Annotated in this window: 13 protein-coding genes and 1 tRNA gene; 5 read left to right on the forward strand and 9 right to left on the reverse strand. The window is 59.3% G+C overall.

The genetic code is table 11. The annotated features are described in order from the left end of the window. The first annotated feature begins 16 nt into the window (after positions 1 to 16). Both E9954_RS21965 and E9954_RS21970 read left to right on the forward strand, forming a co-directional pair. Complete coding sequence (locus E9954_RS21965) at positions 17 to 3,127, forward strand: efflux RND transporter permease subunit (RefSeq protein ID WP_136081438.1); 3,111 nt, start codon at positions 17 to 19, stop codon at positions 3,125 to 3,127. A gap of 15 nt (positions 3,128 to 3,142) precedes the next feature. Beyond that, positions 3,143 to 3,760, forward strand: a complete 618-nt coding sequence (locus E9954_RS21970; RefSeq protein WP_136081439.1) for a hypothetical protein — start codon at positions 3,143 to 3,145, stop codon at positions 3,758 to 3,760. A 306-nt stretch (positions 3,761 to 4,066) separates the two neighbouring features. On the opposite strand, the gene E9954_RS21975 is transcribed toward E9954_RS21970, so the two are convergent. Together E9954_RS21975 and E9954_RS21980 are read right to left on the reverse strand one after the other, a co-directional pair. Beyond that, positions 4,067 to 4,154, reverse strand: a tRNA-Ser gene (locus tag E9954_RS21975). A gap of 631 nt (positions 4,155 to 4,785) precedes the next feature. Then, complete coding sequence (locus tag E9954_RS21980) at positions 4,786 to 5,112, reverse strand: hypothetical protein (protein ID WP_136081440.1); 327 nt, start codon at positions 5,110 to 5,112, stop codon at positions 4,786 to 4,788. Here E9954_RS21980 and E9954_RS21985 point away from each other — a divergent pair. Then, entirely contained in the window at positions 5,111 to 16,504 is an 11,394-nt protein-coding gene (locus tag E9954_RS21985; protein ID WP_136081441.1) for a tetratricopeptide repeat protein, read from the forward strand. The two genes, E9954_RS21980 and E9954_RS21985, sit on opposite strands and share 2 nt — an antisense overlap. 104 nt (positions 16,505 to 16,608) lie before the next feature. Here the strand turns inward: E9954_RS21985 and E9954_RS21990 are convergent, their stop codons facing one another. The 7 genes from E9954_RS21990 to nifH all read right to left on the reverse strand — a co-directional run bounded on the left by E9954_RS21990 (position 16,609) and on the right by nifH (position 22,556). Next, positions 16,609 to 16,920 (reverse strand): hypothetical protein, encoded by a 312-nt coding sequence (locus tag E9954_RS21990; RefSeq protein ID WP_136081442.1) that lies wholly within the window; start codon positions 16,918 to 16,920, stop codon positions 16,609 to 16,611. 96 nt (positions 16,921 to 17,016) lie between these two features. Next, positions 17,017 to 17,418: a hypothetical protein gene (locus E9954_RS21995; protein WP_136081443.1), complete on the reverse strand. Its 402-nt coding sequence runs from the start codon at positions 17,416 to 17,418 to the stop codon at positions 17,017 to 17,019. A 316-nt stretch (positions 17,419 to 17,734) separates the two neighbouring features. Then, positions 17,735 to 19,117 carry a nitrogenase molybdenum-iron protein subunit beta gene (gene nifK / locus E9954_RS22000; protein ID WP_136081444.1) on the reverse strand — a complete coding sequence of 461 codons (1,383 nt, stop codon included), beginning with the start codon at positions 19,115 to 19,117 and terminating at the stop codon, positions 17,735 to 17,737. 113 nt (positions 19,118 to 19,230) lie between these two features. Then, the gene (nifD, locus tag E9954_RS22005) at positions 19,231 to 20,871 is read right to left on the reverse strand and encodes a nitrogenase molybdenum-iron protein alpha chain (protein ID WP_136081445.1); all 1,641 of its coding nucleotides are present in this window, start codon (positions 20,869 to 20,871) and stop codon (positions 19,231 to 19,233) included. Further along, positions 20,868 to 21,278, reverse strand: a complete 411-nt coding sequence (locus tag E9954_RS22010) for a P-II family nitrogen regulator (protein WP_136081446.1) — start codon at positions 21,276 to 21,278, stop codon at positions 20,868 to 20,870. The genes nifD and E9954_RS22010 overlap by 4 nt, the downstream gene beginning before the upstream one ends. 11 nt (positions 21,279 to 21,289) lie before the next feature. After that, complete coding sequence (locus E9954_RS22015) at positions 21,290 to 21,622, reverse strand: P-II family nitrogen regulator (RefSeq protein ID WP_136081447.1); 333 nt, start codon at positions 21,620 to 21,622, stop codon at positions 21,290 to 21,292. A gap of 109 nt (positions 21,623 to 21,731) precedes the next feature. Then, positions 21,732 to 22,556 (reverse strand): nitrogenase iron protein, encoded by an 825-nt coding sequence (gene nifH / locus E9954_RS22020; protein ID WP_136081448.1) that lies wholly within the window; start codon positions 22,554 to 22,556, stop codon positions 21,732 to 21,734. 27 nt (positions 22,557 to 22,583) lie between these two features. Here nifH and E9954_RS22025 point away from each other — a divergent pair, with 27 nt between their 5' ends. Together E9954_RS22025 and E9954_RS22030 are read left to right on the forward strand one after the other, a co-directional pair. Continuing rightward, on the forward strand, positions 22,584 to 23,027 hold the full coding sequence (locus tag E9954_RS22025) for a hypothetical protein (protein ID WP_136081449.1): 444 nt from the start codon (positions 22,584 to 22,586) through the stop codon (positions 23,025 to 23,027). Between the two features lie 153 nt (positions 23,028 to 23,180). Further along, a complete protein-coding gene (locus E9954_RS22030; protein WP_136081450.1) occupies positions 23,181 to 24,998 on the forward strand; it encodes an SLC5 family protein in 1,818 nt (605 codons plus the stop codon). Positions 24,999 to 25,084: the final 86 nt, after the last annotated feature.

Consider the following 25,084-nt stretch of genomic DNA (forward strand, 5'->3'; position numbering starts at 1 on the left):
CCCCGGAGCTCGATACATGATTGATAACATTATCCACATTGGACTCCGGCACAAACTGCTGGCGTTTATTATCGCAGTATCCGTCTGCGCCCTTGGAGTGTATTCGCTGTCGCGGCTCTCCATTGACGCCTTTCCGGACATCAGTCCGAATCTGGTTCAGGTATTTGCTGAAGTCGATGGAATGGCTCCGGAAGAAGTGGAGCAATTGGTGACCCGGCCCACGGAAACCGCCATGCGCAATATTCCCGGCGTACAGAAAATCCGATCGCTCTCCTCGTTGGGACTTTCCACGGTCAACATCTACTTTGAAGACGATGTAGACATCTTTCTCGCCCGCCAGCTTGTTTCGGAACGTCTCAAGTTGGCAGAGGAAGGAATTCCCAAAGGAATCGATATGCCACACGGGCTCGAAATGGGGCCGGTCGCCAGTGGCATGGGCAAAATTCTTGCCTACTACCTTCAGGCCGACGGCCACGACATTACCGAAGTGCGCACGCTTCATGAGTGGGTGGTCAAACGCGGGGTAGAAACGGTTCCCGGGGTGGCCAAGGTCGTCAGCCAGGGCGGCTTCATGCGCCAGTATGAGGTTGAACTCTCACCTGAAAAGCTCCTGTCCCACCGTCTAACAGCCAGCGAAGTCGGCGATGCCATTCGTCTGAACAATGCGAATTCCGGTGCGGGACTGATTACGAGTGGAAGCGAGGAATTAATTGTCCGCACACTTGGGCGGGTGAGCACGGTGGATGAGATATCCAACACCGTCGTCAAAACGGTTGATGGCAAGCCGGTTCTGGTGAAGGATCTTGGCCGTGTGCAGCTGGGCGGCGCTTTCCGGCGCGGGGTGGCTGTGATGAATGGCCAGCAGGAAGTTGTTTTGGGCGGGATCTACAAGATCCACCGAGCCAATTCCTTTGAGGTGATCCAGGCCTTGCAGGAACGAATTGATGAGATTAACGAATCATTGCCTACAGGAATTCGGGTTGTTCCTTATTATGATCAGTCAGACCTGGTATCGAGCAGCATAAAAACGGTTCGCAACGCCTTAATTCTTGGACTGGTACTGGTCTCTCTCATTGCATTCCTTTTCCTCGGGAATGTGCGTAATGCCTTAATCATGGTTTGTTCGTTGCCCTTTGCCCTTCTTTTCGGCATCACGCTCATGGAATGGAACGGTATCCCCGGCGATCTGATTTCTCTGGGGGGTATGGCTATCGCGCTCGGCATGATTATCGATGCAACGATCATTATGGTCGAGAAGCTTCAGACGGCAGCCGGTAAACCCGCAACCCGGGAGGAGAGTGAAAATGCTATCCTCAAAGCGGCTCAGGAAGTGGGTCGCCCCATTGTGTTTGCCGTTGCGGTGATCTGCGTTGTATTCCTCCCGATCTTCACGCTGGGAGAAGTGGAAGGAAAAATGTTTCGTCCATTGGCCTTTGCCGTTGTGGCAACGATGATCGGCTCTCTTTTATACGCTCTGTTGGTTGCCCCCATCTTTTTCCGGATCATGCACCGCTTTGACCATAAACGTTCCGGTCATGGGCCGGGACGTATGCTTGAGCCCTTGCTGGATCGATATGAGATCCTGATTCGGAAAACGCTCGGCCATCCGTATCGGCTGGTTATCATCCTGATTGCTCTGCTGGGCAGTGGTGTTTTCGGGTTCATGCAGCTGGGAAGGGAATTTGTTCCTGTGCTTCAGGAAGGGACGATCAACTGCTACGCATACATGAATCCGAATGTTTCGCTCGATGAGATTCAAAAGGTGTGTACACAGATATCGCGAACCGCAAAAGAAATACCGGAGATCGAGAACATTATCGCCGATATTGGCTATGGTGAAGTGGGGCCGCACATGCACCACACCAACTATGGCTGCATCACGATCACACTCAAGCCCCGCCGGTTTGGGCAGAAACAGCGCAGCCAACAGGAAGTGGTCGCGGCACTCGACGAAAAGCTGAACAACATTCTGGGCGTGACCGTTGGATTCTCTCAACCCATCGCCCACGAAGTGGACGGTTTAATATCCGGAGCGGGTGCTCAGGTGGTGATGAAAATATTCGGCGACGACATGGCAAAACTGGGCGCATTGGGTGCAAAAGTTGAACAGGTCGTTTCCGGAGTCGATGGAGTTGCGGATCTCCAGGTTGAACAAACCGATGGCCAAACACAGATGCAGTTGCAGTTAGACGCCATCAAGCTGGCCCGCTACGGATTGAACAAACATGAAGTTCAGTCCGTTGTCCACCAGGCTCTCACCGGCGAGATTGCCGGAGAAATTTTTGAGGGCGAGCGTTCGTCTCGCATCCTTGTCCGACTGGACAAACGCTATCAGGAAAATCGGGACAAAATCGTCAACCTGCCGATCCTGACACCTGCTGGTTCATACGTGCCGCTCGGAAATCTTGCGAGCGTCAAAACCTTAACCGGCTTACGCCAGATCAGCCGCGAGAATACGCAGCGCTATATTTCAGTACAGTGCAACGTACGCGGACGTGATGTGGGGTCATTTGTGCAGGAAGCACAGCGCGCAGTGGATAATGCAGCCATTCTTCCATCTGGATACCGAATCGCATGGGGAGGACAGTTCGAGCTGCAGCAGGCCGCCAATCGGCGACTCGCCATTGTCGTTCCCATTACACTCGTGCTGGTCTTGTGCATGCTGTATGCCCTGTTCAATTCGATCCCCCTCGCGTTATTGATCATGCTTAACGTTCCGTTGGCCCTCGTCGGAGGCATACTTTCCCTGGCTGCATTCAGGGAAAATATCAGCATCCCGTCATCCATCGGTTTTATCGCCCTGTTCGGGATCGCCCTCACCGATGGAGTGGTTCTTGTTTCGCGCATAGAAACCCTGAGAAAAGAGGGCGCAGAAATGCTGGATGCCATCATATCGGCCTGTCGGACCAAATTCAGGCCGGTGCTTATGACCACCGTGACCACAGCACTCGGCCTTTTGCCGTTGATCATCGCATCAGGCACGGGCTCGGAAGTTCAGCGCCCATTGGCCATTGTGGTGGTTTTCGGCCTCTTCACATCCACTATTGTCACCCTGTTTATCCTGCCTGCGGCCTATATCTGGATGGCGAAAAAAGGCATGACTTCTGTTAAACAAGACGCAACCTAAACCAAGGAGAAGAACATGAATAAACAAAAATATTACTTCGCGGCACTGGCCCTTATATCCAGCCTATTTATCGGATGTGCAGAACATGACGATGACCATGGTCATGATCACCCGGACGGGCATGCGCATGCTGAAGACGCTGAGTCGCATGCTCACGACACGGATTGGCAACCTGAGTTTGCAGATTTTGACGACGATCAAGGTCATGGCCATGACCACACCCCTCACGATGGCATCATCGTACCCTTCCGCACCGGACAATCACAGGCTGGTTTCCTCGAACTCAAGCTCCATGACGACAAGGGCGACCTTGAACTCTGGCTTACCAAGGACAAAGCGGGGGCCACTCCCTTTGACCTACCTCTCGACTCTATGGTCGCGGTATTGTTTCCGCAGCTAGGCGGGAAAACCGTTGAGCTTCAGGTCCGCAACGACCAGCAGAATGAGGATGAAGACGGCAAGGGCAATATCCGCAACAAAAAGACAAACTACTTCATATTCCCTGGCGACACCAAAGCCGATGCGTCATTTCTCGTCGGCAAGGATTTCGTGGCTGAAGTAGTTATCTCCTTTGCTTCGGAGGGCATTACTCATACAACAGCCCCCTTCAAACTCAGTCCACATTCGCACTAACAGGTGAACAGTAGTTTATGAAATGTCCTGCTGGATGTAGAAATATATTGGCATCTAGAAATCCTGAAAAAATGAATGAATTGAGGAAGGATAATTAGGACAAAATGAGGTTTCTTTTATGCCGTAGCCATGAATTATTTTGTCCTAATTATTTGTTAAACAAAATGCACGATAAGAGGTTGAGGATGTAAGGAACTAATTCGCACTAATCGTCACTAATTCATCCAGCTAAGTTCCAGATGCTCTTGATTCGTGTTCATTAGTGGTTCAAGAAGATGGAAATTCGGGGTTGTGGCAAGCAAAGGCTGGCGGAGGAGGGGGGATTCGAACCCCCGAGACCTTTCGGCCCACACGATTTCGAATCGCGCGCCTTCAACCACTCAGCCACCCCTCCGAAACGTAGGAAAATCTACGAAGAGCAAGAAGGTAGTAGCTTCATCCCCGTCGGGCAAGTCCTTTTGTTTTGAATGTTTAAGGCCGGATTGTCCCAAGGCCGGATTGTCTCAAATTAAACTGATTCGTTTTTTACCACGGAGGGCACTGAGGCACAGAGGAGCGGGGTTGCCATGGTTCTCTGTGTCTCGGTGTCCTCTGTGGTGGGACCATTCAAGAGCCTCGCCCTCCAAGGTGGGCAATCGCGTGAGTCAAACCTACGTTTTTTATCCTTAACCCGGGAATGGAACCACGGATGAACACAGATGGACGCTGATATTCAAGAAGATACGAAATTTGTCCCACCCTCCCCGAGGGATAGATGTCGGTTAAGCATATCCTGTTTGGGCATCTGTGCTTATCCGTACTACTATCCGTCAATTTCTTATTTTCATGACAAGTTTTCACCACCCGCTGCGCTAGAGGACACTGAGGCTCAGAGGATTAGGATGCTCTGTGTCTCTGAGTTCTCTGTGGTAAAAAAATCTGAGTCTTCGGTGTTAATCAGTGGTTCTAAACAATTTGGTTGCGGCTATGCCGCGCCAGGTTCTCTGTGGTAAAAAAATCCGTGTCTTCGGTGTTCATCAGTGGTTCTAAACAATTGGGTTGCGGCAATGCCGCGCTAGGTTCATCTGTGGTTCATTTACGTTTCCAGGTTTATGCATCCCCCCGCTGATGCGGAAACGCGAATGACCCTCGAAATGCGCCCGTCTTCGTTGTTTGAGGTTGCGCATCGTTGTTTTTGCATTAACTTCAACGGATGCCCATTCGCTGGAATACAACGGTACGGAGAAAAGGCCGAGCAATACCTCGGAATCGACCATGGCTAACATAGGATTGCCACGAAGAGGCACAAGAAGCACAAGGGCGCCGGTAGGGAAGGTCTTCGTGCTTCTTGTGCTTTTTTGTGGCCAATCCATGCCGATCCTGTCGCAACCGGAGGGGAAGGCGGCGGACTATTACCGGATACTGGAACGGAATCCACGACCGGGCTATCTCTTCGAACGCTTCCGCGATGCCTGGCTGGAGCAGCACGACCTGGCGGAGCTTGAGACGTTCCTGGCCGAGGAGGAGATGGATCTCCTGCTTGCGTTCCACTATGAGGCCGGCGGCGAACCCCAGCGCGCGGTCGAGGTCTACGGCCGCCTGCTCGAAGCCCGTCCCGACTGGCCGCAGGTGCTGTTCTACAGCGCATCCGCCCACGCGCGGCTCGGCCACTATCCGATCGCCGGGAAGCAGGTGGAAAAGCTGTTGGCGCAGGAGCCCGATGCCGAGCTGCGGCGCAAGGCGCTGGCATTGCTGGGGCGTTGCCAGGTGCGTGCGGGGCGGACGGAAGAGGGCGTGCAAACCTGGGAGCGCATGCTCGCCGACGAAGGGTTGGATTCCGGCGTCGCCGACGATCTGCTCGACCTGCTGCTTGCCGAAGGGCTCCACGAAAAGGCGCTGGAGCTTTGCAACCGGATGCTGGCCGGAACCACCGATGCGTTTCGCGGTGTTGAGCTGCGTATGCGCAAGGCGATCATCCTCGTCCGGCTCGACCGGCGCGACGATGCGGTGGCCTGCCTGCGCGAAGCCTTCGGGAAGGCGGGGCAGGGCTCGTGGTTGCGGCGCGACCTGCTCGCGCGTATCGATCGGCTCTATCGCGGCGCCGACAATCTGGACGGCCTGCGCATGTGCCTCGCCGAGATGCGGAAGGTGTGGCCCCGGTCGCAGCAGCTGCAACAGCGATATGCCGAAACGCTGGCGGCGACCGGGAAGGATGCCGAGGCGCTCGAAACCGCGCGCGCGCTGGTGGCGGCGATGCCCGGCGAGCGCGAGGTGCGCGAATGGTATGCCGGGTTCCTGCTCAACCTCGGCGAGACGCAGGAGGCCATCCGCCTCATGGTGGAGTTCCTTGACCGCTTCCCGGACGACAACGACCTGCGCCTGCGCATGGCCGCGCTCGACGAAGCAAAACGCACGCACTGGATTTGGCAATACCTTGAACATTCGGCCGCCCGCGAATCGGACTATCTGCGGGCGGCGCGGGAACTCAAGCGCTTCGGGTTGGATAACGAAGCCACCTCGGTCTACATGGAAATGCTGGCCCGTTGGCCGGAGTCGTTCGACGGCCGCGAGGCCGTTGCGCTGCACCTGGCGCGGCAGGGCGGCGTGCAGTTGAAGCTGGCCATGAAGCACTATGAGTGGCTCGCGGTTCGCTGCGACCTCGAGACGCTGGTCCGGCTTTCGAAGACCCTGCTGGCGGTGAACGATGCCCCCGCCGCCGCGCACCTGCTGGCCCTGCGCACGGACGATTTCGCGAACGAGTATCGTTTTGCGGCGGCGCGCTACGAGGCGGCCTTCGCCGCTGGCGAGCTGGACCAGGCGCTGGAGCTTGGGTGGGTTCGCGTAGACCTGGCCCAGGCGCCGGCCGAACTCGAACGCTCGGTGGCGGAGCTGCTCTATCTGCTTAAGATGGAAAAGAAAACCAAGGCCTGGAGCGAGCGCCTGGAAAACGAGCAGGGGCGTGGCATCGGGCGCACATGGCTGCTCGCTTCGCTCTATCTCGACGCGGGCGAGCCCGGCCAGGCCGACGCGCTGCTCATCGGCAATCCGGCACTCAGGCCGTGCCGCCTGATGCTCGCCCGGCATACGCGGAACCTGGAATTGCTGGAGCAGCTGTTGCTCGAACTGGTCGAGGACGATCCGGCGTCGAAGTCCAAGTGGCTGCGGGAGCTGGTGGACGTGCTCCACCGCGCCGGCAAGACCGGTGAGGCCCTGGAGTGGATTGCGGTATGGAAGGGGGTGTCGCCCAATTCAACGCGGCCCTACGAACTGGAGCGCGACGTGCTGCTGGAGGCCAACCGTCCCGATGAAGCGGTGGCCGCCCTGCGCCGCGCGGTGGCGCGCTTCGACGATTCGAAGGAGCTGAGGCGCGGGTTGGGTTTGCTCTATGAAAAGACCGGCCGCGCCCGGGAGGCGGAGCAACTCTACTGGCGGATGCTCAATGCCGAGGAAGAGCTGCGCGAACGGTTGTCGCTGCTCGCCGACCTGATCCGCGTGGCGCAGGCGGGCGACCGCCTGGATCTGTTGGTCGAGGAGCTGGAGCGTCGTTCCGAAAAGTCGGGCGAGGCGTTGTTCCCCTTGCTGGGCTTGGTCGAGTGCCACCGGGCCGACCGCAATGTCGCCGCCCGTAGCGAGGCGCTGGAGCGCGTGCTCGAACTGCGCCCGAACGATCTCCGCGTCCTGCGCGAAAAGGCGCGGCTCGAGGAGGAGCTCGGCAACCATGCCGCCGCGCGCGACCTGATGCTGCGCATTGCCCAATCCGATGCCCCCGGCGACGCCTTGCGCAAGGTGGCGGAATATGAACTGCTGTTCGGCGATGAGCAGCAGGCGGCCCGGCTGCTGGACGATCCGCGGCTGGAGACGGCCGACGTGGTGGCGCTGGCGGAAACGCTCCTGGAAAAAGGCTGCCTTCCGCTGCTGACCGGTTTCCTGCGGGAGCAGGCCACGGCGGATGCGGATTTCGACCTCCTCTACCTGTATGCCCTCTCGCTGGAAGAGGGCGGCCAACCCGCCCGCGCGGTGGAAGCCTTTGGGCGGGTGCTGGCCTTGGCCGATGCCGATTCCGGCAACGAGTTGGAGCGGGTGCTCGATTCCATGCGGGCCGGCGACGCGGCCTATGCCTATCGCCAAAACGGCCGTTTGGGTCCTTCGGGGGGCTGGAAGCCGCGCGATGTTCCAACGGCAAAGCGCTATGCGCTGGCCCACCTCGGCCAGCTGCTTGCCGCATTGCCGCAGGGGCAGCGCAAGGCGCCTCCGGTTCCGTATGGACGGTTGTTGCTCATCGACGCTCGCTGGCCCCTGTCGAGTCCGGAGTGGTGGAACGAGGCGCTTCGCCTTTATCCCGATTCGGACGAGCTGGCCCTGAAGCGCCTGTCCATCGCCCCGCAAACGCTGGAATCCGAGGCGGCGGTTCGCGCCGCGTTGGCGCACGTTCCGGAAGGGGAGCCGGGCGTGGCCTTGGATGTGCTGATGCGGTTCCTCGAAAAGTATCCGGCCCTGATCGACCAGTTGCCCGGGGTGGCCGGGCGGATGATGCAACGAACCGCCGACCTCGAAAAACTGGCGAAGGCGGTCGGGCGGCGCGCCATGCCCCGCGACCCGTTGCGGGAGGTTCCGCCCGGGCTGGCCGCGCTGGTGGCGCCGATCCTGGAAAAGGCCGAGGCGACCGAAGGCTTTCCCCCGGGGGCGCTGCATCAGCTGCGCATGCAGCAGGCGCTGCTGGACGGGGATTATGCCGCCGTGGCGGAGCTGCTCCGGCAACGGTTCGACCGCGAGGTGGATCCGAAGCCGGTACCGCCACGGACGACCGCAAGCACCCGCTTCCCTCCCGACGGGCTGTTCGATGCCGATGCGCTGATTCTGCAAGGGCTGGCCGGGGAGGTGTTCTTTCGCGACGGGCTGATGGAGGCGTTGCGCGGGCGGGACGATGCCCGCTTGTATTGCGCCTTGGCCCTCGCCCATTTGAATGCGCCCGAGGAAGAGGTTGCCGCGCGCATGGAGGCCATCGGGGCGCAGGCGGCGCCGACGGACGACGAGCGTTTTGCGCTCGTCTGTTGGCATGCGGAACGGAAGCCGGAGCAGGCGCTGCGGTTGATGCTGGAGCTGGCCGAAGCCGATGCCGCGTCCGGCCATCGCGCATGGGTCGAGGCGATGTTGTTGGCCTTGGCCGCGCCGATGGATCCGGTTCCCGAAAACCTGAAGCCGGAATTGTGCGGGCAGTTGGAGCGGATGAAACCGGCGACGCACCTGGGGCAGAAGGAGCGGTTTCAATTGCTGGCCTTGGCTGAACGGCTGGGACTGCCGGTCGAATCCTTCTTCCCTGCCCCGGGGGCGGCCGTGGCGGCCCGGCCCGCGCGCACGGTGCACCGGGTGCCCGATCCCTACCAGCAGGTCCGCGAGCTGATCCAGAAAAAGCAGACCGCCGCCGCGCTCGAGCTCGTGGCCGGCATGCTCCGGAAGGAGGCGCAGTCGCACCTCTTTTCGCCGCAGGCCGCCGCGCCATCCAGCCACCACCTGGTGAACAGCGTTCGCGAAATCCAGCGCAACAAGCTGGGGCCGGAGCTGCTGGGCGGGTTGGCGCCGAAGGATGACGCCCCGCATCCGCGGCGCGTCTTCGAGCATGCCTTCTCGTGCGAAATGCTGGGGGAGCGCGACCGTGCGCTGGCGAGCTACCAACGGTTGTATGCCCTGCGTCCCGAATGGCGCGGCGCCACCGTGCGCTATGTCCATTTGCTGGCCTTGGCCGATCCGGAGGCGGCCGCCAAGGTGGTCGCCGGGTTCTCGCCGCGGATGCTGGCGGCGTTGGTTGGCATGTTGCAAGCCACGCTGCAGGACCGGAGCGTAACCCACGAGCAGCGGCTGGCCTTGTGCGGGCTGGTGGCGAAGGGGTTGGTCGACACCCCGGCCCCGGCGCGGAACGAATTTTCCAATGCCTCCATGCAGCTGCAGCAGGCCGTGGCCGCGAACGATTGGCACGAGCACCGGCGCGGCTCGCTGCCCGGGCTTTTTTCCGTTCAGGAAAAGGGGGCCTTCGCCGAAGGCTGGCAACCTCCGGACGACTTTGCGCAAGATGCCGCGTTGGCCGCGATCCAGCAGCGGCGGCGCGAGCTCTATCTGGACATGTGCAAGACCATGGCGCGCATCGATGCGTTGAGGCTGGAGGGGTTCACGCAGCTGATGCGCTACCTCGACCATGTGGGCCTGGCGCCCGATCCCGGCGAGCTCCTTCCGCTGGCCGAGCATATCCTGCGCGAGGGCAAGGGAACCGCCTGGAGCTATTCGCGCGGGTCCGGCCGCGGCCGCACGGTTTCGCCCATGACGTTCTATCTGCTGGAGCAGCGGCGGGCCGGCCGGCTGGACGCGGTGGAGGCGTTGCTCGGCGAGTTGGCGGAATCGAACATCTACCGCGATGCCCTGGCCGCCCTGCTGCGCATCCAGGCCATGGAGGACGGGCCGGACTATGCCGCGGCGGTGGGCGAAACGTTGGCCTCGCGGAATTGGGGCTACGGTTTCCATGAGGCGTTGCTGAAGCTGCACGATATGGACGGGCGCACGACCGATCTCGACGCCGTCTTCTGGGAGCGCGTGCGCGGCTGGAACGGCAACTATGGCGCGAGTGCCAGAAGCAGCGCCATTGCGGCGTGGATCGATGCGAAGCAGGAGGAGGCCGATCCGCAGGCGACGGTCGGTTTCGTGCAACGCCTGCTGGAGGTTTCGTTCTCGCAGTCCGAGCGGGAACTGTTGGGGTCGGTGGCCGAGGGGGGAATCGGGCGGCAGACCCATCCCTCGGCCTACGCGAAATACCAGCAGGTGGTTCAGGTGCTGAACCAGGTTGGGTATCGCCCGGATACGGTGCCGGGGCTGGTGGATCTGCTGGCCGGGTATGACCATTCCATCCAGGAAGGGCGCGCGGCGGCCGACCTGTTCCGTAGCCATTCGTCGGAGGCGGTGCGCGATGCCTGGCTGGAGCAGTTCGGGCTGTTCGCCGATTGGGCGGACTATCCCTTCCGCACCCTGCCAAACGCGCGCCAACCGATGCTGGACCTGGTGCTGATCCGCCTGCGCGGGGCCGCAGGCACGGCCAGCCGCGAACGGTTGATGGCTCTCGAAACCCCCACCTTTGGCGAAGGGGTGCTGCGGGTGCTGCTGGATACGCGCAGTACTTCGGAGCGCCCCTCCAGGATGCTGGACTATCTCGAGGGGCAGGCGGAAACCATTGTGGCGGATCCGGCCCGGCACAACGACCTGTTCCGCTGGTTCGATGCGCTCGTGCGGGCCTCGCGCTCCTCGGTTGATCCGGCCGGCGGCGGGGACGTGCTTGCGCTCTACAACCGCTGGAAGGTGGAGCATGGCCTGCGGCGCTGCGAACGGTTGCTGGCCTTGGATGCGGCGGATGCGCTGGCCAACTGGAACCATTGGAAGCAGGAGTGGGGCGAGGTGGTGAAGGCGCTCTCCGCCACCCATCCGGAGGAGCTGCTGGCGATGTCGGTGCACCTGGCGCACGTGCAACGGCTCGAAGCGCTGGCGGGGGGGCGCGCGATGGATGGTGCGCAGGTGTTGCGGAGCATGTTTGGCCAGGCGTCGTATACGGAGGCGGAAGCCCGGTTGGCCGAGCGCATGGTCGATGCGTTGGCCGACGATCCGGCGCGCGCCTGGTTGCGGGAATACCGGCGCATGCTCAGCTACCGCATGTTCGAGCGGGTGGAGCGGCGGTTGCGTGCGGAAGGCGCCGACCAGCGCACGGCCCGGTTCGGGGCGTGCTGCGAAATCCTGGCCGTGCTGCTCGATGGCCACGGTACCGCGCTGGAGGGGGTGCAGAGCTGCGTGGCCCGCATCGACCGCAACGATTTCCCGAAGCTGGCGGCATGGCTGGCGGAGGCGCAACTGCCCGAGTCCGACATGAAGCGCCTGCTGGAAACCTACCTGGCCGGCCGGGAGGGCGATGCCGCATGGGTGAAGGCCTATCTTTCCGATGAATCCAAACCACCCGGGGAGCGGTTGCAGGCCTATTCCTGGCTTGTTGGAACGGGCGCGGACAAGCTGGCGGTGCTGGATGAGCCGGAGCTGGTGCTGGGACTGCTCGAGCTGGGCGGCGATGGGCCAACCGACCCTATTCCGGGCAACGCCTACCTGACCCTAGTCCATCATGTGCGGGGCATGGAACCGGTGAAGGACCGCCTGGCCCTGGCGCAGCGGTTGTTCGTGTTGTGGAAGGGGGGAAAGGTCAACCTGTCGGGCGCCGATGCCAACAGCCTGCGCCTGCTGGCGGGATTGGCCGCCGAGGTGGGGCTCGTTGAAGAGGCGGTTGCATTCCTTTCAACGCCGGAGCTGGCGGAGAGCCCGCAGACCTATGCCGTGGCCCTGCGCCATGGGCTGGATGCCTTCGTGGCGGAACAGCTGCCGCGCAAGTTGCTCGGCCTGGAGAACGCCTATCGGGCCGCGGAAGTGTGGATCAACAAGGAGGCCGCCGGGCGGCGCGAAGCCATCGCCGCGCAGGTTGCCGATCCGGAACTGCGTCTGCTGGTGGAGCTGTTCATCGCCGTGCTGCCGGTGAAGGCGGGCCAGAATAAATATCTGGTAGACCATAAAACCCTCGTTCCGCTGCTCAAGCGCGCCGCCGAGGAATTAACAAAACCGGAACATGTTGAGTGGGTGGCCACCACCATGGAGCACAACCGGATCAAGCAAGGCCTGGAGCCCATCAACCGGCTCTATGCCGAAACAATGAGCGTGTCGACCGTTCTGCGCAAGAATGATCGCGCCATGAGCAATATCTACCTGCGCTACCTCGGCGAGCTCGCCGCAGAAACCAACCTCGTCCGCCTAGGGGAACTTGCGGATCAATTGGTCGGGAATGTGGGCGCGGACGACGTTCGCCACGCCCACCGCAAAAGCGTTTGCAACGCCCTTGTGAAATACACGGTTGAGTCGGGCGACCAAGCGTTGATGGAAACGGGCATGGCCATCGGCTTTGGGTTGTGGGCTCAGGAACGGGCGGCTGGCTGGGTCGGGGATCGGCAATCCTGCTATTGGTTCGTTGGGAAGGCGGCCTCCATGGGCATGAAGGATCCGGCGGCCGCATTGCTGGCGGTGCCGGAGTTGTTGGCCTGTCCGGAAACCTATGCCGTTGCCTTGCGGGCGGGGCTCGATGCCTTTGTGGCGGATCGGTTGCCAGACCATTTGTTGGCGCTGGAAAACAACTATGCGCCGCAGCGTGTTTGGATTCCGCAGGAGGCGGCGGAACGTCGCGAGGCCATTGCGCTGCCGGTGGACGATGCGGCGATGCGTTTGCTGGTGGAGTTGTTTGTTGCCATCCTACCCACCCGGACGGAGGGGGACCGCTTCCTGGTGGATGCCGAGACCCTTGAACCGTTGCTGGCGCGTGCGGCGTGCGAGTTGACCGATCCGGAGCAGATTCGCTGGGTGGTGAATACCTTCATCTACGGGGCCACAAAAGAGGCCGTGCCGGAGTTCGACCAATTCTTCACCCGGAAAATGCCTGCCGACGTTGTTTTACACGTTTCCACCGGCCATTTGCTGGATGCCTATGGGCGCTATGTCGATGAGCTCGCCGCTTCCCGCGATTATGCGCGGTTGAGTGAAATCGTGGATCGGCTCAACGGCGGAATCTCTGCAGCCGACCTGGAGAGTCCGGGGAGTCGCCGGTTTTGCGACCGGCTGGTTCGCTATGCCCTCTATTCCGGCAACGATTCGCTGGTGCCCAAAGGTATTGGACTCGGCATGCAGGTGGAGGGGCTGGCGAATCCTGATCAGGAACCGAAACGCGGCGATGTCTTGCGGAAGCACGGATGGGTTGAGTTCGATCCCTCGGTCTACGGACTGGACTTGGTGGATGATTCGGAACGCCTTGATGCATTCGATCGGTTCGATGTCGAAATCATGAAGACGATCCAGCACCGGTTCACCCTGCTCGGCCTGGATCCAGACAAAGCCCCGGATCGGAGCCGGGGGCAGCGGGCGATCTTGGCGGATTGGATCGAGCGCGCCGGGCGGACTGGTTTTGCCCCGCTTAGAAAAACCCTATACATGTTCCTCTGGAACTACGGGACAACCCAAGAGGAGCTTGCCGCACATTCCGCTTGGCTTGATGGGCAGGGCGGGGAATCGCTTATGCAGGATCAGGTCAAGGCCATTCTGGCCATGGTGCGGTTGCAAAAGGGCGGGGGGGAAGAGCAAGCCCTGCTGTCTGATGTGTCCCGCTATCTTGGCCGTCCGGATCTGGACGTAGCCGAAAAAGTTCGCGTTTGCGTGAAGATCACCAGCGATCTCTCGTCGAAGCAGCGCAAGGCGTTGGTGCCGGTTGTGCTTGGCGCGTTGGCGGAGTCGGATGCGCTTGCCATGAGCCACGGGTATACCGTTTTGCCGTCTGCCCCGGTTCCGCCTGGCCTGGAGGACTACCCGCTCTACCAACGCATTGCCAACGGTCGGTTCAGAAGGCTGGCCCTGTTGGAAGACGAAGAAAAACGAGACAAGGATACGCGGGAATCGGCCCTGCTTTTGCTGGAAACGCTGTTTGCTTTGGGGCGGACGGACGATGCCCTTGGCTTGATGAACGACGAAGGCTTTCAACTATACCTGGAGCCGAAGGCCTTCGCCTTGGCGCTCGAAAACGGGCAGGTGGAATGGTGCGAACAGCGGGTGGAGGAGTTGGTGCTTTCCTATGCGCCGCCCGGAGGCCACCGGGAACTTGTGCCCGACAGTCCGGCGGTGCAACGCTTGATCGATTCGGTGGACGATCCCGACATCCAACTGGCGGCACGCGTTCTTTTCTGGGAATTGGCGCGAAAGACCAGTAGCCGCGACAAAATGGTTTTCGACGGGGTTGATCCGGTCGGCCACGTTTTCTCGAACCCGCTTTGCGGCATCCAGGTGCGCCGCCTCCTGGAGTCCCGCGGAATGGCCGATCCGACCGATCCCGACCCGTGCACCGCCGCGTGGATTGCATCGGTCAACCTGGATGAGCTGCCGCAGCTGGTGGAGAAGTTCACCCTCCTTGAACGGGAGGCGTTCGAACGTTTTGTCTATGGGTTGTTCGAGGGTGGCCAGATGGCGCGGGTTTGCGCGATGTACGAAAGGCTGGCGGCGGAAACGTTTGATGTTCCCACGGCCGACTGGCTTGTCGATCTCCCCGTGACGCGCAACGGCACCTATTGCTACAGCATGTACCGGGGACGCGCAATCAAGGCTCCCGCCCGGTTCAAGGATGTGGATGTTGAATCGTGGAAGGTGTTGCTGGAGGCCATGGATCGGATACACCGGAACAGCGAGTCCAGACGTTGGCTGTCCAACGATGTGGCCCGGGCGGCATTCTGCATTAGTGCCCTGCTTGAGGATCCGAAGTTTCTGGAAAGCTTAAAGATCAACCGCGTATCGCGCCCGGCCCTGCTGTTCCCCGCCTTCACGCTTTATTCGGGCGCGCATTGGGATTACGCCAACTATGCGAAAATGGAACGGGCGCTTTCGGGATATGTTTCCGCGCTCCAGGCGGCCAAGGCGAGGGGCGGGACTAATGAACCGGGGCGGCAACCCTGGCCGGAAGTGGCGGCTGATGTTTTGAACTATTTTCCCTACAGCAAGAACAAGACCCATTGGTCGCGCTTCCTCGTGGAAACCTTTCCCGACCTGTTCCCCTCGCTCGTGCAGGGGGGGACTGCCGGGAAGAAGGTTTCCGACGGTGTGTTCCTGAAGGCGCTTCGGGAGGGGGAGCTGGAGTGGTGCAAGGAGTATGTGGAGGGGTTCGTTGTTTCTTTCTCCCCGTTAAGTGGGCGCCGGCCGGCTGTGGAGGAAAGCCCCGCCCTGCTGGAGCTGGCCGAGTCCGTTTCCGATCCCGCCCTGCGGCTTGCGGCCCGTCTGATGTTCTGGGAAATGGCTCGTAGAAGCAGTAGCAAGGATCGATTGGATGTTGATATCGAGGCGCTTGGCGAAATGGAGTTTGCGGATCCGCTTTGCGCGGTGCAGGTGTACCACGTGCTGGAGAACCGGGGCTTGGTTGGCGCCGCCGAGTTGGAGCGGTATGCCTGTGCATGGGTGGACGACACCGGACTCGATGCGGTGCTCGGGCGCATTAAGGATTTATCCTCGCTGGAGTTCGTGGCGTTCGAGACCTACATCAATGCCCTGCTCGATAGCGGTCGCATCGGCGAGGTGTGCGCCATCTACGAAAAGCTATGCAAGCAAACCTACTGGGCAAACTTGGCGAACCGATTGGTTGAACTACCTTCCCTCCGCACCGAGGCGTTGCGTTTTCAGTTGTCCAAAGGACAGCCGGTGACCGCCCCGGGAAGGTTCAACCCGGTCGATATCGAACGGTGGTTCGAACTGCTCAAGTTAACCGATCGGTTGCACGCAACGAGCACTCCCGACAAATGGGATTCCAATGTGGTCGGCGCGCCCTATCTCGTTGCGAGTATCCTTTCCGGGCGGCCTGGCGAATTCAGGAAATTCCACCGACGGGGAGTGGGGCGGGCAAGCACGACGTTTCCGGTGTTCACCCTGTTCGCGGGGCTTCAGGACGGCGATGCCGATCCGGAGAAGATGAAGGACGTGCTGGAACAATTCTGTGCGGCCCTCACCCGGTACAAGGCAAGCGGAGAGATCAACACGCTCAATCATATGAAATGGAGTTCGGTGACTAGCGCGGTGCTGGCAACCTATCCCTACAGCGAGGATAGGGAAAAATGGTTCGAGGTGCTGGCGGGGATTGTACCCGAACCGCTCGACCGGGAAGCGTTGCTTAAACCCCGCTGATAATGAATCCAGGTTCCGCGCAAGAGGTCGTGTGCACGGCATCCGGGTTGCGAACGCCCGGGCTTTTCCAGAACGATCGGGCAACGCCCGCTAAACCACGGCGTTTAGAGGTTGGCGAATTCGAGGTTCAGGGTTTCGTCGTCGTTTTGGGAGAGGGTGTATTTTCCGGTGGGCTCGAGGATGAAGCCCGACTTGTCGAACTCGAGGACCATGCTGGATGCGACCGAATTTGCTTCTTCGGGGATGCATTCGGTGTTGGTGAACAGCTTGAGCACGGTGGGGTCGTTGGTGAACTGCAGCAGGAAGGCGGAGTGCTGCACGAAGACGAGGTCGTCGTAGGCATAGGTGACTTCCAGACCGAGGTCGGCCAGCACGGCGGTGATTTTCCCGAGAGGTTTTTCAATTGATGCAGTCATTTCTTTTCCTACATTTTTTAACCACTAAGGCACTAAGGACTCGAAGTTTTCCTTCGTGCTCTTCTTTGTGTACTTCGTGCCTTTGTGGTTGGCTTTTTAGGCGGCGATGAGGTTTTCGGCCCAGGCTTGGACGGCCTCGGCCGTGGCGATCATTTCGGGGATGGCTTCGGCGGGCGGCTCGGTGCGGTGGTAGCCGGCGAAGACGGGGCAAATGTTTTGGTACGACTCGAACTTGCGCAGCTGGTCGGCGATGGATTCATCGATGCCCCCCACCTGGTTGGCGGCGTCGATGAGGTCGGTGAAGGTATGGTTGTCGGCCAGCTTGCCCTTGGCCATGAGTGCGCCCATGACGTGCTTTTCGATGGCGAGGCCGATAATGTTGTAGAGGATCTCGGCCGTAAAGATGGCCGGGCGCTTAACCCCGCCCCTCGCGGTCTTAAGATATTTATCGCCTTCGGTCATGAAGGCTTTGTAGTCAATTTCCAAATGTCCACTCATAGTTTTCTCCTGATTCTACAGATTTATTAACACCAAGATCGCTAAGTTCGCAAAGGGTGGGTAGTTGGTTGTTTATTTATATGCTTCGCGTTCTTTGCGTTCTTCTGTTCATTAATATTGCGGTGGGAATTTGAAAGATGGAACCGGGGCGCGGGGTGCAAACAGAGGAGGAGAGAGTTTTCTGTTATGAGGCAATGTCATAACCCGCGCCCCGGTTCCAAAGCATTGTTTTGATTCCAAAACAAGTGATGAGTGACGATTGAGACGTGAACACCGTTTCGCATGTATCACGCCTCAATCATCATGTTTCACTCCATTACATCACCAACTCAACCTTGGTTTCGTCGGCGGTGGCATCCATCTTGTCCATGATGGCCCCGAGCATTTTCTCGAGCAGGCGGATACCTCCGGTATAGCCCACGGTCGGGAAGTAGCTGTGGCCGATGCGATCGATGATCGGGAAGCCGTAGCGAACGAACGGGATTCCCTCATCGCGGGCGATGTATTTGCCATAGGTGTTGCCCATGAGCAGGTCGACCGGCTCGTTCTTGATCCACTGATGCAGCTGGAAGATGTCGGCCTGCGCCCCGTTCATCACGTTCACGTTCGGGGCCTTCTCGGCGCAAAGTTCCTTGATCTTTTCGGTGAACTTTTTGCCGGGCGTTCCGGATACGATGTGCGTGGGAACCATGTCGAGGTCGAGCAGGAACTCGGTGAGCGGGATGAGCTGGTCGGGGTCGCCGAAGAGCGCAACCTTCTTGCCGTAGAGATACTGCGACATGTCGGAAACCACGTCCACCAGGCGGCCGCGTTCGGCCACGAAGGAGGCTGGCACCGGAACCTTGGCCGCATTGCTGAGCGCTTCAACGAAGCGGTCGGTGGCGGAGAGGCCAACTGGAATGTCGAGCACTTCGAACGGCACCTTGAACTTGCTGTCGAGCAGCTTGGCGGCGTCGGTCGAAGCCCAGGCGCCGAGCGCCAGCGTCTTGATGCTGTCGCCGGAGGAGGCGATGTCTTCCACGGTTGCACCGCCGGCCGGATACATTTCGAACTTGCCGGTCTGCGGCGAGTCGACCACGTCGGAGGTGTCGGGATACATCACGATCTGGGCGGCCATCTCGGCGGCGATGCGCTTGATTTCGCGCATGTCGGAGGGTTCAACCCAGCCGGGCAGGATGTTGACCTGGTCCTTGGCGACGCCGGTGTGCTTGGCCAGCCCTTTCACGATGCCGGTGCACATGTTGGCGAAACCGGTGACGTGCGAGCCGACATAGGAGGGCGTGTTGCAGAAGATCACGTTCTTGCCTTCGGGCACCTTGCCATCGGTCGTGGCCTTGTCGACGATCTGGTTGAGGTCGTCGCCGATCGTTTCCGAGAGGCAGGTGGAGTGGATCGCGATGATATCGGGATCGTAGATGGTGAACATGTTGGTGATGGCCTGCATCAGGTTGGCCTGTCCGCCGAACACCGAGGAACCTTCCGTGAAGGAGCTGGTTCCGGCCATGACCGGATCCTTGTAGTGGCGGGTCAGCACGCTGCGGTGGTAGGAGCAGCAGCCCTGCGAACCGTGCGAGTGCGGCAGGCAGCCGTGGACGCCCAGCGCCGCATACATGGCACCAACGGGCTGGCACGTTTTTGCCGGGTTAATGGTTAACGCCTTGCGTTCCGTAATTTCTTTGGGTGTGTGTCTTAGTAACATTGTTTTTCTCCTGGATGATTGGACGATAGGATTTCTGGATTATTGGAATCGGGCCCTGGGGATGCGTTTCAGACTTTCATCCAATAATCCATCCATCCAGAAATCCATTCCTTTTAGGCTACATATTCCGCGCAGATGCAGGGATCCGTTGCTGACGTGGCGAGCCACGGGGCTTTCAGCTTCTTCCAGATGGTCGTGCTCAGCATGGTTTCGATATCCGTGTAGAAGTTGACGGCTCCTTCGAAGCCGGCGTACGGGCCGCCGTAGTCGTAGGAGTGCAGCTGCTTCAGCGGAATCCCCGATTTCTGGACGACATATTTTTCCTTGATGCCGGCGCAGAAGATGTCGGGTTTGTAGAACTCGATCAGCTTTTCGGTCTCCCAGTGGGTGATGTCGTCGACGATCAGGGAGTTGTCCGACATGTCGGATTTCATACCCTTGTAGTCGCTGACTTCCAGCCCTTTTTCCTGGAGGGTTTCGAGCTTGATCTCGGAGGCCCGCGGATTGAAGCGCTCTGGATCGGCCTCGATCTTGAGTTCCTCGATGTTGCGGCTGTCGGCATCGACCTTGATGGTCGGCAGCACCTTGCGGCCTTCGTAGTCGTCGCGATGTCCGAACTCGTATCCGGCGGAAACGGTTTCCATGCCCAGCTCCTTGAAGAGCTCCTGGTAGTGGTGGGCGCGGGAGCCGCCGACGAACAGCATGGCCATCTTGCCTTCGGTGCGCTTGCGGGCTTCCGCGGCGCGGGCTTCAACCTTCGGCAGCTCTTCGGCAATCACTTCCTCGATCTTGGCCTGGAGGGCTTCGTCCTCGAAATATTCGCCGATCTTGCGCAGGGCCTTCGCGGTGGAGTCGCCTCCGATGAAGTTGACCTTCATCCACGGAATGCCGAACTTGGTTTCCATCATTTCGGCCATGTAGTTGATCGAACGATGGCACATCACCAGGTTGAGGTCGGCCGTGTGCGATTTCTCGAACGCGCCCATGGTGGAGTTGCCTGAGAAGGTGCAGATCACATCGATGCCGCACGCCTTGAAGATGCGGTCGATCTCGAAGCCGTCGCCACCAATGTTATACTCACCGAGCAGGTTGATGTTGAACTTGCCTTCCGGTTTGGTGTCGTCGTTGCCGACCACGTGGCGGAAGAGCTGGTTGTTGGCAATGTGGTGGCCTGCGGACTGGGACACGCCCTTGTAGCCCTCGCAGCTGAAGCCGAACACGTTGCAGTCGCCAAGCTTTTCCTTCATCTCGCGGGAGACGGCGTGCACATCGTCGCCAATCAGGCCGACCGGGCAGGTGGAGAACACGCCGATCGCCTTGGGCTTGAAGATGTCGTAGGCTTCCTGGATCGCCTGCTTCAGCTTCTTTTCGCCCCCGAAGACGATGTTTTCATCCTGCATGTCGGTGGAGAAGCAGTAGTTGATGAAGTTTTCGCCGTCGGGACCCTCCGGGCCGGGATCGGTCTGGTTGCGGCGCGTCAGCCAGGCATAGAAGCTACAGCCGATCGGGCCGTGCACCAGGTTGATGATGTCGCGCGTCGGGCCGAGTACCACCCCTTTGCAGCCGGCATAGGTGCAGCCGCGCTGGGTGATGATGCCCGGGATGGTGCGGACGTTGGACTGGACTTCCTGGTCCAGCTTGGTGTCGTTGATCACCATCGATTTCGCGCGCTTGCGCGCAATCTTCGGTGGGTACTTGGCAAGGATTTCGTCCTTCAGGGTAGAAGGATCCGGCAGTTTCATTTCTTCGCTCATGCTAAACCTCCTGAGGAGTCGAGTACGTCGCCGCCACAGGGGCCTTCGACGGTTTCTCCGGTTCTAACGCGGGTTGCTTCCAGAATCGGCAGGACAAAGATCTTTCCATCGCCCGAGCTGCCGGTCTGGTTGGTTTCAATGATGGTGTTCACGGTTTTTTCCACCCAGTCGTCGGACACCACCACGGTGATCAAACGCTTGGGGACGAGGCGGGGGCCTTCGCCGAGCTGGGCGATGGCCTCCTCGGCACCATCTTCGGCGCCGTGCAGGATGCGGAAATCGACCAATCCCTTGCCGCGGCCCTGGACACGCCCGGTTGCGGTGAAGGAGCTGATGCCCGCATCGTTCAACGCACGCTTGGTGTCGTTGATCTTGTTCATTCGAATGACTGCCATTACTTCTTTCATGGGAGGTCTCCTTAGTCTTCCTTGACGCCGGAGCTGATGGTGTAGATTTCATCCACGGGGGAGATGAAGATCTTGCCATCGCCAAAGTTGCCGGTTTCGCTGGTCTTGGCTGCGGCGAGTACCGTCTTCACGACGAATTCCTTGTCGGCTACCGGAACAACGGTCATCAGCATTTCCTTGGGCAGCTCGTCGTAGGTCACTTCGCCGACCTTCAGGCCGCGTTGCTTGCCGCGTCCGAAGACGGGCACCTTGGTGACGGCGGGATAGCCGGCTTCGAGCAGGCATTTCATGACGGCGTCGGCCTTTTCCGGGCGGACGATGGAGCGTACGAGTAGTTTGGACATTATTTTCTCCTGGTAGTTTTTCTTTAGTCAGAGGTCTAATGGTCGAAGGTCTGAAGGTCTCGGACTTTCGACCTTTGACCTTGAGACTTTCGACCGGAGGCTTTGCCGCCTATGCATCGAATCCGTATTTCACCATCAGATCTTCGAGATCCTCGATTTCCAGCGGGGTCGGGATGACGCGCATGGTGTTGTCGTTGATCTTCTTGGAGAGGGCGCGGTATTCGTCGGCCTGTCCGGATTCCGGAGCGAAGTCGATCACGGTTTTACGGTTGAGCTCGGCGTGCTGAACAATGTTGTCGCGCGGTACGAAGTGGATCATCTGCGTTCCGAGGCGGTTGGCCAGCTCGGTGATCAGTTCCAGCTCGTTGTCGCACTTGCGGCTGTTGCAGATGAGGCCGCCGAGGCGAACGCCACCGGCATCGGCGAACTTCACGATACCTTTGCAGATGTTGTTGGCCGCATACATGGCCATCATTTCGCCGGAAACCACAATGTAGATCTCTTCAGCCTTGCCCTCGCGGATCGGCATGGCGAATCCGCCGCAAACCACGTCGCCGAGTACGTCGTAGAAGACGTAGTCGAGGTTCTGGTCTTCTTCGTAGGCGCCCAGCTGTTCGAGCAGGTTGATCGAGGTGATGATACCGCGGCCGGCGCAGCCGACACCCGGTTCCGGTCCGCCGGACTCAACGCAGCGGGTGGCGCCGAAGCCATCCTTGATGACATCATCGAGTTCCACGTCTTCGCCCTCTTCACGAAGGGTGTCGAGAACCGTCTTCTGTGCCAGGCCGCCGAGCAGCAGGCGGGTCGAGTCGGCCTTCGGGTCGCAGCCTACCACCATCACCTTGTTGCCTGCTTCCGCCAGGCCGGCCACGGTGTTTTGCGTGGTGGTGGATTTTCCGATTCCGCCTTTACCGTAGATTGCGATTTTTCTCATGGTCTTTCTCCTTGGTTGGTTAACTGAATGTTTGATTTCTACTTCCCAAATGGTGACAGCCCCTATTGCAACAGGTGTGCCATCGGCCTGTTTCGGGAAGGTGCCGAAGTTGTAAGCTTCTGGTTACAAGGGGTTAGAAAAGTTTGCGGAAGGGCGGTGGATGGTTGGGAGGGCTGCGGCATAACCGGAAAAAAATTTCCGGTTGCATTAAGCCATGGAGGCGGTGCTTCGCCAACCGTGCCCCAATCAATGGGTTGTGTGGATTTCCGACATTTTTTTCCAAGCCCTAAACGCCGGTGGAAACATATTTCCAGAATCGCCGAGCTTCCGGCTTCGATGGCAAAACCAGCAACCCAGTCGCCGCAATGGGGTGCGGCGCATGTTCAAAAAGAGCATCCGCTGACCGATTTATCCATCTGTTTGCCCCTTTTTCCCATGGTTCTTTCTCGCAGGGCATCTATTATGGGATAGTTCGTTCATAGTTAATCGACAGAGGATGCAGTCTCTGCTGGCATTGTTTAGTTGGATATCTATACTCGAACAGTTGGCAAGGTAGTGGGAACCGGCTCCCGGTGGGTTGGTGCCAATGAAAGTTGTGTTGAGGAAACTCCAAGGAGGTAAGAGATGGGAATTATTGATATCATTGTATTCTTCGCGTTTATCGCGGCAGTACTTTTTGTGGGGCTGTATAAGTCCAAGGGCGAGGAAACGCACGGAGAACAAGGTGCGGAAGACTACTTTTTGGCCGGCCGTGGGCTGACGTGGTGGTTGATCGGTATTTCCTTGATCGCCGCGAATATTTCCGCCGAGCAGTTTGTCGGCATGTCCGGCCAGGGCGCGGGGCTGCAAGGCCTTTCCGTTTCGAGCTGGGAATGGATCGCCGCAATCACCTTGGTGGTCGTCGCCTTTGTGTTGCTGCCCTACTTCTTGCGTACCGGTATCACGACGATTCCGGAATTCCTCGAAGTCCGTTATAACCACTGGGCGCGACTGGTCATGACCTTGTCGATGACGCTCATCTTGATCTTCGTGAGCTTGATCGGCGTGATTTACGCGGGTGCCATCGCGATGACGAAGCTGTTTTCCGAGTTCGGAACGGACATCCCCTTGCCGGTGGCCTGCTGGATTCTTGGTGGCATGGCCGCAGGATACGTTGCGGTGGGTGGACTTAAGGCCTGTGCCTGGGCCGACTTGCTGCAGGGAACCGCCCTGATCGTCGGCGGCGGCCTGATCACCTATTTCGCATTCCAGAAGCTGGGCATCACGAATGTCTCTGAATTGGTCGACGCCTCCGGCGCGGCGGCATCGGTCGATGCGGGCGCGGGTGCCATGGAAAAGTTCGGCACCTTGAATGAAACCGCCCTGCACATGGACACCCCGGCGATGCCGTGGCCTGTTCTCATTATAGGTATCTGGATCCCGAACTTCTACTACTGGGGCCTCAACCAATACATCACGCAGCGCATTCTCGGCTCCGCGTCGCTCGCGGAAGGCCAGAAAGGCCTCGTGTTCGCGGGCTTCCTGAAGCTGCTCATCCCGTTCGTTATCGTCATTCCGGGTATCATCGCGTTCAACCTATACTCCAATGAGATGGCCGAGGGCGCGAACATTGACGCAGGCGGAAACGTCTTCGCTATGTACGAGGAGGCCCAAGCGAACCCGGACAACACCTTTGTCTTCGACCTCGACGTTAAATACGCGGTGGCCAATCCGGAGAAAGCCGCGGAGATCACCGCGTTCAACGAATCCGTCGTCGAGCGTCTTGGCGCGGCCGGTGTGACGAAGAAGGCGATCAACGCCTACAAATACGACGATGCGATGGGGCTGTTGATTTCCAAGCTCATTCCTAGAAACAAAGGATTGCTTGGTTTTGTCTTCGCGGCGCTCATTGGCGCGATTGTTTCTTCGCTCGCTGCGATTTTGAACGCGGCTTCGACGTTGTTTACCATGGACGTCTACCAACGCTATATCCGGCCTGAAGCGAAGCAGTTCGAATTCGTCACCTTTGGGCGTGTCTGCATCGGTGTATTCGTGGTGATTGGCTGTGTTCTGGCGCCGATGCTGGTTAATTTCCAGAGTATCTTCGATTACATCCAGTCGATTCAGGGCTACGTTTCCACCGGTATTCTCGCGGTGTTCATCTATGGTCTGCTCAACCGCACAGGCGGCAAATGGGCGGGCGTTATCGGCATCGTGGCCAACGCCGGCATCTACCACTACATGCTCAAGAAGCACTCGGACATGCACTTCCTCCACAGTATGTCGGTCTGTCTGGGCGTGGTTCTGGCACTCCTCGTTGTTTACGGGTTAATCTTCAAGAACAAAGAGAAAGTCGTATTCGCATCCAATACCACCATGGATCTCACGCCCTCCAAAGGCGCGATGTATGCGGGGATTGTCGTGTGCGTAATGACCGTCGCGCTCTACGTCATCTTCTGGTAGCCGCTGTTTCAGCGGAAACGCAAAAAGGCGCTCCTCGCGGGGCGCCTTTTTTCGCGGCATGGATATCCGATCCGGGATTGGGGGTG

It is taken from the genome of Pontiella desulfatans (assembly GCF_900890425.1).
GTDB lineage: Bacteria > Verrucomicrobiota > Kiritimatiellia > Kiritimatiellales > Pontiellaceae > Pontiella > Pontiella desulfatans.